General features: G+C 69.6%; 13 protein-coding genes. 4 read left to right on the forward strand and 9 right to left on the reverse strand.

The annotated features are described in order from the left end of the window. Positions 1 to 124, forward strand: a 124-nt coding sequence (locus QH470_RS14125) for an amidase family protein (RefSeq protein ID WP_280272810.1), incomplete at its 5' end; no start/stop codon positions are given. 260 nt (positions 125 to 384) lie between these two features. Here QH470_RS14125 and QH470_RS14130 read toward each other — a convergent pair. After that, positions 385 to 1,767, reverse strand: coding sequence for an amidase (locus tag QH470_RS14130; protein ID WP_280272811.1), 1,383 nt, complete (start codon positions 1,765 to 1,767; stop codon positions 385 to 387). A gap of 28 nt (positions 1,768 to 1,795) precedes the next feature. Then, the gene (locus QH470_RS14135; RefSeq protein ID WP_280272812.1) at positions 1,796 to 2,701 is read right to left on the reverse strand and encodes a D-2-hydroxyacid dehydrogenase; all 906 of its coding nucleotides are present in this window, start codon (positions 2,699 to 2,701) and stop codon (positions 1,796 to 1,798) included. 150 nt (positions 2,702 to 2,851) lie between these two features. On the opposite strand from QH470_RS14135, the gene QH470_RS14140 reads away from it, so the two are divergent. From QH470_RS14140 to QH470_RS14150, 3 genes are read left to right on the forward strand one after another with little or no spacing between them, the layout of a single operon-like run. Next, a complete protein-coding gene (locus QH470_RS14140) occupies positions 2,852 to 3,592 on the forward strand; it encodes a maleate cis-trans isomerase family protein (protein WP_280272802.1) in 741 nt (246 codons plus the stop codon). A gap of 10 nt (positions 3,593 to 3,602) precedes the next feature. After that, positions 3,603 to 4,346 carry a maleate cis-trans isomerase family protein gene (locus tag QH470_RS14145; RefSeq protein WP_483243937.1) on the forward strand — a complete coding sequence of 248 codons (744 nt, stop codon included), beginning with the start codon at positions 3,603 to 3,605 and terminating at the stop codon, positions 4,344 to 4,346. Continuing rightward, entirely contained in the window at positions 4,333 to 5,031 is a 699-nt protein-coding gene (locus QH470_RS14150) for a GntR family transcriptional regulator (protein WP_280272803.1), read from the forward strand. Before QH470_RS14145 ends, QH470_RS14150 begins: the two co-directional genes overlap by 14 nt. A 14-nt stretch (positions 5,032 to 5,045) precedes the next feature. Here QH470_RS14150 and truB read toward each other — a convergent pair whose 3' ends face one another. From truB to QH470_RS14185, 7 genes are all read right to left on the reverse strand, one after another. Further along, positions 5,046 to 5,972 carry a tRNA pseudouridine(55) synthase TruB gene (gene truB, locus QH470_RS14155; protein WP_280272804.1) on the reverse strand — a complete coding sequence of 309 codons (927 nt, stop codon included), beginning with the start codon at positions 5,970 to 5,972 and terminating at the stop codon, positions 5,046 to 5,048. Then, positions 5,972 to 6,637 carry a 4'-phosphopantetheinyl transferase Npt gene (gene npt, locus QH470_RS14160; RefSeq protein WP_280272814.1) on the reverse strand — a complete coding sequence of 222 codons (666 nt, stop codon included), beginning with the start codon at positions 6,635 to 6,637 and terminating at the stop codon, positions 5,972 to 5,974. The genes truB and npt overlap by 1 nt, the downstream gene beginning before the upstream one ends. Before the next feature lie 82 nt (positions 6,638 to 6,719). Then, a complete protein-coding gene (locus QH470_RS14165) occupies positions 6,720 to 7,679 on the reverse strand; it encodes a metallophosphoesterase family protein (protein ID WP_280272805.1) in 960 nt (319 codons plus the stop codon). Between the two features lie 119 nt (positions 7,680 to 7,798). After that, the gene (locus QH470_RS14170) at positions 7,799 to 9,199 is read right to left on the reverse strand and encodes an MATE family efflux transporter (RefSeq protein WP_280272806.1); all 1,401 of its coding nucleotides are present in this window, start codon (positions 9,197 to 9,199) and stop codon (positions 7,799 to 7,801) included. Between the two features lie 226 nt (positions 9,200 to 9,425). Beyond that, entirely contained in the window at positions 9,426 to 10,430 is a 1,005-nt protein-coding gene (locus QH470_RS14175; RefSeq protein WP_280272807.1) for a DHH family phosphoesterase, read from the reverse strand. A gap of 29 nt (positions 10,431 to 10,459) precedes the next feature. Continuing rightward, complete coding sequence (rbfA, locus tag QH470_RS14180; protein ID WP_280272808.1) at positions 10,460 to 10,897, reverse strand: 30S ribosome-binding factor RbfA; 438 nt, start codon at positions 10,895 to 10,897, stop codon at positions 10,460 to 10,462. A 25-nt stretch (positions 10,898 to 10,922) separates the two neighbouring features. After that, positions 10,923 to 11,213 carry a DUF503 domain-containing protein gene (locus QH470_RS14185; protein WP_280272809.1) on the reverse strand — a complete coding sequence of 97 codons (291 nt, stop codon included), beginning with the start codon at positions 11,211 to 11,213 and terminating at the stop codon, positions 10,923 to 10,925. Positions 11,214 to 11,311 lie beyond the last annotated feature (98 nt).

Here is an 11,311-nt window from a genome sequence, read left to right on the forward strand (position 1 = left end):
CATCAGCCTCCCGGTAGGCGCCACGAAGGCGGGTCTCCCGGTCGGCCTCCAGATCGTCGGCCCCCGCCACTCCGACGACCTGGTACTGGCTTTGGCCCGTTTCGCCGAAGTAGTGCTGGGCTAGAAAGCGTCCCGGCCTGAGCGGACACAGATCGCGCTTACGCGGCGAAATATGCCGCATCCGTGCGATCCGTGTCCGCTCAGGCCGGGCCTGTCTGCGGGGAGTGTCAGCCAGGCCTATCTCGGGAGCATCAGCCAGACCTGTCTGCGGACGCAGCATTGGGCGACCCCCCCGGAGCATAACCGTTGGGGGCCCCCACCGGGGGGATAGGGGTAAACCGCGCACGGGGGCGGTTTGGGGGCCGCCCCGGCCCGGGACGCTTTCTAGCCCAGCACTACTTCGGCGAAACGGGCCAAAGCCAGTACCAGGTCGTCGGAGTGGCGGGGGCCGACGATCTGGAGGCCGACCGGGAGACCCGCCTTCGTGGCGCCTACCGGGAGGCTGATGGCAGGTTGCTGAGTCATGTTGAACGGGTAGGTGAACGGGGTCCACTGAGGCCAGCTGCGCAGGCCACTACCGGGAGGCACGTCGTGGCCCGCCTCGAAGGCGGGGATCGGCACGGTCGGGGTGATCAGCACGTCGTAGGCGGTGTGGAAGGCGCCCATCACGATGCCGACCTCGGCCGCGACCGCGCGAGCGTCGAGGTAGGCCACCGCGTCGAGCCGCGCGCCGCGATCCCAGACCTCGCCCAGGCCCGGATCGACGCGCCCGCGGCTGCCCGCCGAGAACTTCGACAGCATCGTCGCCGCGCCCGCGGCCCACAGGTCCTCGAACGCCTCCAGCGGATCACTGAAACCCGGGTCGGCCTGTGTCACATGCAATCCGGCCGCTTCCAGCTGCCGCACCGCTTCGCCCACCACGGCCGCCACCTCCGGGTCGACCTCGACGTAGCCGAGCGTCTCCGAATAGGCGGCCGTCGCCCCGCGCACATCGCGCTGTAACTCGCCGCGGAAAGTGGACAGCGTGGGCGCCAGCGCCGTGGGATCGCGCGGATCTTGCAGCGAGAGGATGTCCATCAGCAGAGCCGCGTCCTCGACCGTGCGGGTCATCGGCCCGGCGTGTGCCAGCGGCCCGAACGGGCTGGCCGGATACAGCGGGATCCGCCCGTGCGTCGGCTTGAATCCGACGATGCCGCAGAACGACGCCGGAATGCGCACGCTCCCACCGCCATCGGTGCCCACCGACACCGGGCCCATCCCGGCCGCCACCGCCGCGGCGCTGCCGCCGGAGGAACCGCCGCACGTCTTCGACGGATCGGCCGGGTTGCGGGTGATGCCGGTCAGCGGGCTGTCGGTGGTGGCCTTCCAGGCCAGTTCCGGGGTGGTCGTCTTGCCCAGGAACACCATGCCGTCTTCCCGCAGCCGCGCGGTGACCGGGCTGTCGAGCGGCCACGGCACGTCGGGCTCGATGGAGGTGGAGCCGCGGCGGGTCGGCCACCCCTCGGTGAGGAAGATGTCCTTGATCGAGATCGGTACCCCGTCCAGCAATCCCTGCACGTGCCCGGAGTGCCAGCGCGCCTCGGACTCCTTGGCCTGCATCAGGGCACGCTCTGCATCGATCAGGCAGAAGGCGTTCAGCTCGCCGTCGCGCTCGGCGATGGTGCCGAGTACGGCCTCGGTCGCCTCCACCGGTGACAGCGCACCCGCCGAGTAGGCGGTGATCAGCTCGACCGCTGTCATCGCGGCCGGCTCGGTGGGGATATCGATATCGGGGTGGGCCATGGCTGACTCCCTTTCAGCTGGGGACGTATCCCAGCCCTTTGTCGACCACATTCTCCAGCGGCCGGCCGTCGATCCACTTCCGGAAGTTCCCGGCGAAGGCGGTCACGATGTCGCGGCGCCATCCGAGGACATCACCGGAGTTGTGGGGGGTGAGTTGGACGTTGGGCAGATCCCACAGCGCGTGCCCGGGAGGCAGCGGCTCGGGATCGACGACATCGAGCGCCGCGCCCGCGATGCTGCCGTTGCGCAGCGCGGCGACGAGATCGTCTGTCACTACTAGTTCCCCACGACCGACGTTGACGAAACGGGCATGCGGCTTCATCGCGGCGAACGCCCGTGCATCGAACATGTGCCGGGTCTGCGGCGTGAGCGGTGCGACCGCGACGACGTAGTCGGCCGCGGGCAGTTCGGCGTGCAGATCGGTGCCGACGCTGCCGAAGTCCGGGTCGTCGGTGTAGGCGCGCCGCCCCAGCCCCCGCACGTCCATGCCGACACAGCGCAGCATGCGGGCGATGGCCCGCCCGATGGACCCGGTACCGACGACGAGTACGGTGGCGCCGGACAACCGCTCGGATTCCCGGTGGCGCCAGTCGTGCCGCTGCTGCAGCCGCCACGACTCGGGCAGGTCCTTGGCGAAGTTCAGGATCTGCGCGAGCACGTACTCGGCAATCGGCCCGTCGAAGATGCCGCGGGTGTTGGTGACGACGACGTCGCTGCCGATCAGTCCGTCGAACATCACGGAGTCGACCCCGGTGGCGCCGACGTGTACCCAGCGCAGCCGGTCCGCCGATGGCCAGGCCCCGGGGACGGCTGTACTGGTGAAGTCGTATACGAACAACACGTCGGCACCATGCAGCGCATCGGCGAGACCGTCGGAATCGGTGTAGCGGACCGTGGCCCGCTCGGACACCGGACGCATCAGTCCCGCATCGGGCCTGGTGCCATCGTGAAGAACGGTGACTATTTGGCCCTCAACCACATTGACAGGCTAGAAAGACATCGTATGATTGTCAACAATCCGATCGTGTGCGGAGGAATACCCAGCTGAACGCGAGAGGGGCCCCTCGTAGTGGAACTCAATTTTCCCGACATCGACGGCCCGGTCGCGCAGCGGGGTATAGGCATCATCGCACCGTTCGATCTCGCGCTGGAGCGTGAGCTGTGGCGGTGGGCGCCGCTCGAGGTCAGCCTGCACCTGGCGCGCACGCCCTACGAGCCGGTCCCGGTGTCGGTGGCGATGGCCGAGTTGGTGTCGAACGCGGCGCACCTCACCGCGGCCACCCGCAACGTGCTGCACGTCGAGCCGGAAGTCATTGCCTACCTGTGTAGTTCCGGCAGCTTCATCAAGGGCCTGGAGTACGAGCAGTCGCTTCGCGACACGATCTGCGCGGCCGGCGCCCGGGACGCGGTCACCACCTCCGGCGCGCTGATCGAGGCGATCCGCAAGCTGGAACTCACCCGCATCTCCGTCATCACCCCGTACGACGAGATCCTCACCCGCAAGCTGCACGAGTTTCTCGGCGAGGCCGGCTGCGAGGTCGTCCGCTCCGATCATCTCGGGCTCGGCGGCGGCATCTGGAAGGTCAGCTACCGCACCATCGCCGAGCGCATCATCAACGCCGACGACCCGTCGGCCGAGGCGATCTTCGTCAGCTGTACCAACCTGCCCACCTACGACCTCGTGGAACCGCTCGAACAGGCCCTCGGCAAACCGGTGCTCACCGCCAACCAGCTCACCATGTGGGCGTGCCTGGGCCGCATGAAACTGCCCATGATGGGGCCCGGCAAGTGGCTCCAGGACGTCTTCTAGGGGAATCACCATGCAGACACCCACCATCGGCTTCATCTATCCCGACCACGCCGCCGAGGACGACTACCCCCGCGCCGCCGAGATCCTGGGCGCGGAACTGCGAGTCGCGCACATCTACGGCACCGATCTGCACGCGGTACCCGAACTGCTCGATCTGGGCAGCCCGGAGCGGCTGCGCGAGGGCGCGGGGCTGCTGGCGCAGGCGCGGCCGGACGCGGTGGTGTGGGCCTGCACCTCGGGCAGCTTCGTCTACGGGCCGCGCGGCGCGCGAGACCAGGTGCGGGGTTTGCGGGAGGCGGCCGGGGTGCCCGCCTCGAGCACCAGCTTCGCGTTCGTCAATGCCGCACGCGCACTGGGTATCTCGTCGGTCGCGGTGTGCGCCAGCTACCCGGACGATGTCGCCCGGCTGTTCGTCGATTTCCTAGGCGCCGAGGGCATCGACGTGATATCGATGTCCAGCGCGGGCATCGACACCGCCGCCGAGGTCGGCACCCTGGAGGCCGAGCAGGTCGTGAAACTCGCTGTGGCCAACGATCATCCGGACGCCCAGGCGCTGCTGATCCCCGACACCGCCATGCACACCGTGGCGGCGCTGCCGGAGCTGGAGGCCACGCTCGGCAAACCGGTGCTGACCGCGAACCAGGTGACGATCTGGGAGGGTATCCGGCTCGCCGGATATTCGCCGGGGAGCGAACCGATCGCACCGCAACTCGGTAAGCTGTTCTCGGAAAGGCTCATTCATGTCGGTTATTGAATTCGAGCCGGTGAACCGGCAGTCCACGGCGGAGATGATCGCCGACCGGCTTCGTGCGGCGATCATGCGCGGTACGCTCGCGCCCGGCGCACAGCTGGTCGAGGCCGACCTCGCCACCCAGTTCGACGTGTCCCGCGGTCCGGTGCGGGAGGCGATGCAGCGGCTGGTGTCCGAGGGTCTGCTGCACAGTATCCGGCACCGGGGCATCTTCGTCATCGAACTGTCCCTGGACGACGTGCTCGACGTGTACCGCGCCCGCACCGCCATCGAGGGCGGCGCGCTGGAGCTGATCTTCGAGGGCCGCCGCGAGATCGCCTACACCGCACTGGAACCCAGCGTCCTCGCGATGCGCGCCTGCGCCGACCGCGGCGACGCCGCCGGCGTCTCCGATGCCGACCAGGCCTTCCACGAGGCCTTGGTCGCCAGCGCCGACAGCCCCCGCCTGGCCCACGCCGCCCGCACCCTGTTCATCGAGACCCGAATGTGCCTGGGCGCCTTGGAAACCACCTACCCCGACGTACTCGAACAGATCCAGGAACACGCCGACCTCCGCGAGGCCATCGGCTCCGGCGCCCCCGCCCGCGCCCGCAAACTCCTGGTCGACCACATGCACGACGCGGTGGAGCGGTTGCGCGTGTCGTTCGCCGCGGCCGCGTCCACCGCGCCGCAACCGGCCAACTCGTAGCGCTCCCGCGAGCGTCAGTCGATCAGGCCGCGGGGGCGGATGACGAAGACCGGGGAGGAGCGTCTGCCTTTTTCCTCGAGCAGGGCGATGGCTCGGCCGTCCGGGGTGAGCGCCGCGTGCGTTCCCGCGATGCCGAGCGGGTCCAGCCAGCGGCCGTCGCGCAGGGATTGTTCCTCGTCCGATGTGATGGACCGGGACGGGAAGGCCAGGCGGGCAGCGGAATCGATGTCCAGGCTCAGGGCGGGGGCGTCGGCCAGCTGGGCCAGGGTGCGGGCGTGGTCGAGGGTGAACGGGCCGACGCGGGTGCGGCGCAGGGCGGTGAGGTGGCCGCCGACGCCGAGGTCGGCGCCCAGGTCGCGGGCCAGGGCACGGATGTAGGTGCCCGACGAGCAGTCGACCTCGACGTCCAGGTCCACGAATGTGGTTGCGCGGGAGTCGATATCGTGGCGTTTCAGGATGTCGAAGCGGCTCACGGTGACCGGGCGGGCGGCCAGTTGCACGTCCTCGCCCGCGCGGGCGCGGGCGTAGGCGCGTTCGCCGTCGATCTTGATCGCGCTCACCGTGGCGGGGACCTGCTGGATGTCGCCGGTCAATTTCGCTGTGCCGGAGGCTATCTCGGCGTCGGTGAGGTGCCCGGCGGGCGTGGTGGCGACTGTCTCACCCTCGGCGTCGTCGGTGACCGTCGACTGCCCGAGCCGGATGGTCGCGGCGTAGGACTTGGTGGTGAGGCTGAGCAGTCCCAGCATCTTGGTCGCCCGCTCCACTCCCAGCACCAGCACACCGGTCGCCATCGGGTCGAGGGTGCCCGCGTGCCCGATCTTGCGGGTGCGCAACAGCTTCCGGCACCGCGACACCACGTCGTGGCTGGTCATGCCGCCGTCCTTGTCGACGATCAGCAGGCCGCCGAGCGCGTTCACCAGCGGGGTGCGCTGTTCGCTCATCAGCCCGCCGCGATCGCGGTCAGGATCAGCCCGTCGCCGATCAGCCAGCGCCCGTCGAACGAGATCAGCGGGGCCCCACCGTCGTTGGTCTGGCCCGGCACCAGCAGCTTGCTGTGGAAGGTGCCCGCGCTGCCGGTGTCGTCGATGGTGAAGGTGATGTGCGCGTCCTCGAAACCCAGCCACCGCAGGGTCAGCGGGAACCACGCCTTGTAGGTGGCTTCTTTGGCGCAGAACAGCAATCGGTCCAGGTGCAGACCGGTGGCCGGGATGGCGCCCCGGAGCCAGTCGCGCTCGGGTTGCAGGCTGACCGAGTCCAGCACGCCCTCGGGCAGGGTGTCGTGCGGCTCGGCGTCGATGCCCACCGACCGCCACCGCAGCCGATGCGCCAGGGCCGCGGCCCGATAGCCGTCGCAGTGGGTGAGGCTGCCGACCACGCCGGTAGGGAACAGCGGCATGCCCCGCTCCCCCTTGCCGATCGCCACCTGCGGCTCGCCCAGCTGGGCCAGGGCCTGCCGTGCACAGTAGCGCGCCCCGATGAAGTCCCGGCGCCGCTTCTCCACCGACTTCGCGATCAGATGTTCCTCACCGGGGTGCGGCTTCAGCTCCTCCGGATACCGCACCAACTCGGCCGCGGCCACCCCATCGGGAAGGATCCTGCCGATGATGCTCGCCCGCTCCTCGATGACCGCCTCCTGACTCGACACCTTGCTTGCCTCACGAGATTAACGGAGGGCAGGGTCCGCTCGATCACCCCAGTCCGCGGCGGCGGTCGGCCACGCGGCGCATCTCCACCGCGGCGGCGCGCATGGCGGGGGTGATCTTGAAGTGGCCGCCCCACTCGTTCAGATCGTCCGGGCCGTACTCCGGGGCGGGGAGGATCTGGCGCAGCAGTTTGTCGGGCAGGCCGCGGCGTTGCCATTCGCGGGGGTAGCCGAGCGACACCTCCTCGTGGCGGACGCCGTCGTAGAAGGTGGTGCGCGGAATGTGCAAGTGGCCGTAGACGGAGCAGACCACGTTGTAGCGGACGTGCCAGTCCGCGGTCAGCTCCGTGCCGCACCACAGCGAGAACTCCGGATAGAACAGCATCCGGGTGGGCTCGCGGTTGAGCGGGAAGTGGTTGATCAGCACCACCGGGGTGTCGGTGCCCAGGTCGTCGAGGCGGCGGCGGGTGTACTGCACGCGGGCGTGACACCAGGCGTCGCGGGTCACGTACGGGTCCGGCGACAGCAGGAATTCGTCGGTGGCGACGACATTGCGGTCGCGGGCCAGCGCCATCGCCTCGGCCTTGGTGGTCGTGCCGGCGGGCCGCCACGAGTAGTCGTAGAGCACGAACAACGGCGCCAGCGTCACCGCGCCGCCGTACTGCTCGGCGCCCGCGCCCTCCCACACCGGGAACGGATCCTCCGGCGTCAGCACGTCCAGGTCCCGGCACAGCGACACCAGGTAGTCGTATCGGGCGGCGCCGTGCATCTGCACGGGATCCTTTGTGGTGGTCCACAATTCGTGGTTCCCCGGCACCCAGATGACCTTCGCGAAACGCTTGCGCAGCAGTTCGAGGGCCCACCGGATGTCGTCGGTCTTCTCCGCCACGTCGCCCGCGACGATCAGCCAGTCCTCGGGTGAATCGGCCCTGATCTCCTCGACGACGGGCTTGTTGCCCTGGTGCCCGACATGGATATCGCTCACGGCCATCAGCTTCGGATTCACCCGGCACCAACCTCCTACTCTCCTGCCACGCCTGCATGCGCAACCGCGGCGGTCCGTTCCACATTCCCATGCCCTGCGCTCACCGTCCCGGCGGGGCTGGCTGTGGCTCTGCGGGCCGACTACCCCATGCCGCCCGGAATCTCCGCGCCGACCCGAGCCCAGCGCCCGGACCAGGCTCGCAGGCTCACCGCGACGAGCCGCAGCACGATGAATGCGGCCAGACCGCTCCAGATTCCGGCGATACCCCAGTCGAAGGCCAGGGACAGCCAGATGACCGGCAGGAATCCGATCAGCGCCGCACCCATGGTGGTGTTGCGCAGGTAGGCGGCGTCGCCCGCGCCGAGCAGCACGCCGTCGAGCGCGAACACCACGCCCACCACCGGGATCAGGGCCACGAAGAACCACCAGACGACGTGGGTCCGGTCCAGTACCAGCGGATCGGTGGTGAACAACCGCGGCACCACCTCGAATCCGGCGGCGAAGCACACCGCCAGTGCGACCGCGAACAGCGTGGACCAGACCGTGATCCGTCCCGCGAGCCGCCGCGCCCCGCGCGCGTTCCCGGCGCCGAGCGCCGCGCCCGTCAGCGTCTGGGCGGCGATAGCCAGCGAGTCCAGGGTCAGCGCGATGAAGTTCCACAGCTGCAACACCAGCTGATGCGCCGCCACCGAGGCCGCCCCGAACCGCGACGCCACCGCACCGGCCGAGACGAAGCACGCCTGGAAGGCCAGGCTGCGGACGATCAGGTCGCGGCCGAGCACCAGTTGCGCCCGCATGATCGCCGGGCGAGGCGCGGGCGAGATCCGGTCGGGGTGGCCCGGCGGCAGCAGGCATCGCCGGCCGAGCGCGCCCAGGAACATCGCGGCCGCGATGACCTGTCCGATCACATTGGCGACGGCCGAACCGTCCAGCCCCAGCCGCGGCGCCCCCAGCAAGCCGTGCACCAGCAGCGGGCACAGCACGGCCGACACCACCAGTCCCGCGATCACGTAGGCGAGCGGCCGCCGGGTCTGCTGCACGCCACGTAGCCATCCGTTTCCGGCCATGGTGACCAGGATCAGCGGCACTCCGAACAGCGCGATCCGCAACCACCCCAGCGCCGCGTCGGCGATGTCGTGCCCGCCCGCGATCAGTTCGGTGACAGGGCCCGCGAACGCTTGCAGCACAACGAGAATCAGCACACCGATACCGATCGCCGTCCAGCTCGCCTGCACGCCCTCCTCGATCGCGCCCCGCCGATCCCCCGATCCGAACCGCCGGGCGGACCGCGCGGTGGTGCCGTAGGTCAGAAACGTCAGCTGCGTACTGACCTGCCCGAGAATCAGCCCGCCCACCGCCAGCCCGGCCAGCGCCAGCGCCCCCAGCCGCCCGACCACCGCCATATCCCACAGCAGGTAGATCGGCTCCGCGACGAGCACGCCCAACGTCGGCACCGCGATCCCGAGAATCCGCCGCGGCCCCGCCTCGACCGGGTCCTCGGCCACCGCCTCGACCGGCTCACACCCCTGCTGCGCGCTCATGACGACCCAGCCCCGCGTTCCCCCGACCCATCGCCGCGCACGCCAACCTCCCGAATGTCGTCCCGCCGACAACCACCCTCGCACACCCCACCGACATCTCGACCGAGGCCACGTCTCACCGTCCCCCGCAGCCGATCCCGCCCCGTCACGTGCCGACCGATGACCGCCCCGATCCGTGCTCCCTGCTGACGAAGACGGAGCTCCGAACCGACCGGCACTGTAGAGATCAGGTGGAGAGGGCCGACAGGAGGGAGGCGACCAGGTCGTCGGGTGTGCCGGTGGTGGTGTATCCGGCGGCGTAGCGGTGTCCGCCGCCGCCCAGCTTCGTGGCCACCTGCGCCACGTCTACGCCGTCGTCCAGGCCGACGCCGGTGTCGCGGGAGCGTAGCGAGACCGTCCATACGCCCGGCGCGGTCCGCGACTCCTTGAAGACGGCGGCGACGGCGGCCTCGGAGGTGGTGCGGACGAGGTCGATGACGCTCTCCACCTCCTCCGAGCGCAGGCCGTCGATATCGTCGCGGAGCACGAACGCGTATACGAGCCCGGCCCCGGCGGCGGCGTCGGGCTCGAGATGGGCCGAGCCCAGCACTCGCGACAACATCGGCAGCCAACCGAAGGGATGGGTGTCCATCAGCGTGCGAGTGATACCGGCGCCGTCGATCCCGGTCTCCAGCAAACGTTCGGCAAGCCGATGGGTGGTGGGACCGGCCCACCGGAAACACCCGGTGTCGGTCACCAGGCCCGCGAACAGGCAGTACGCCACCGCGTCATCGATCGGCTCGCCCCAGGCGTCGAAGACCCGCGCCAGCAGGCTGGTGGTCGACTCGGCCGTAGCGTCGATCACGTTCACCGTGCCGAAGCGCGTATTGGACCGGTGATGGTCGAGCACGAGAGTCGTTGCGGCGCCGGGGATCCGGTCGGCCAGCGCGCCGAGCCGCCCGACACTGCCGCAGTCGACCGCCACCAGCAGATCCACCTCGAGCGGTACCCGCGCGGGCGGCACCAGGAACTCGATGCCGGGCAGAGACCGCATCGAGGCCGGTAACTCCGCGGGCTCGGCGAACGAGACCCACACCGGCACGCCGCGCCGGTGCAGCACCTGCGCCAGCGCCAGCCCGCTGCCGACGGTGTCGGCATCGGGCTGCACATGACACAGCACCGTGACCGACCGTGCGGCGTCCAGAACCTCGACGGCCGCGGCCAGATCCGCCGCCGGCGTTACTGCTGTCATCGCTTCAGCCTCGACCGCCTCGCGGGCGGTCAGTCTTCCTCGTCGCTCTTGTACGGATCGGCGTCACCGGCATAGGTCGCGTTGGACGCCACCTGCGCGACCTGTTCGTCGGCCGCGCGGGCGCGGGCCAACAACTCCTCCATCTCCCGCGCGGCGTCCGGGACGGTATCCAGAACGAACGCGAGCGACGGCGTGAACTTGATACCGGTCGCCGCGCCGACCTTCGAGCGCAGCACGCCCTTGGCCTTCTCCAGCCCGGCCGCCGCACCGGTGAAGTCCGGTTCCGCGTCGATCGTTTCGCCCATCACCGTGTAGTAGACGGTGGCTTCCCGCAGGTCACCCGTCACTTTGGCATCGGTGACGGTGACGAATCCCAGCCGCGGGTCCTTGATCTCGTACTCGATCGCGGTACCGACGATATTGACGATCCGCTTCGCGAGCCGGCGTGCCCTGGCTTGGTCCACCATGGCCGACCCTCCTCTTTGTGTTGACTCAGTCTTCGGGTCCGAAGATCCGGCGGCGCACTGCCAGCAACTGTAACTCCGGACGCGCCGCCACGTGGCGTTCACACCGGTCCAGGACCTCTGTGAGATGGCCCATCGCGGAGCTGACCACGGCCACACCCAGCAGCGTGCGCCGATACCGGTCGTGTTCCCCGCCCTCGGCCGCGCACACCCCGAACCGTTGCAGTTCGGCGAGCAGGGGACGAATCACGGAACGCTTCTGTTTCAGCGAATGCACATCGCCGAGCAGAATGTCGAACTCCAGCGCCCCGACGAACAACGGCTCACCTCATCTACTACGACGGACGACCGCCCGGGGGGGGAGATAGTAGACCCCGCGGGGCCGGGGGGCCACAAGACCCCCCGGGGAGAGCGGGG

It is taken from the genome of Nocardia wallacei, assembly GCF_029868745.1.
Taxonomy (GTDB): domain Bacteria; phylum Actinomycetota; class Actinomycetes; order Mycobacteriales; family Mycobacteriaceae; genus Nocardia; species Nocardia wallacei_B.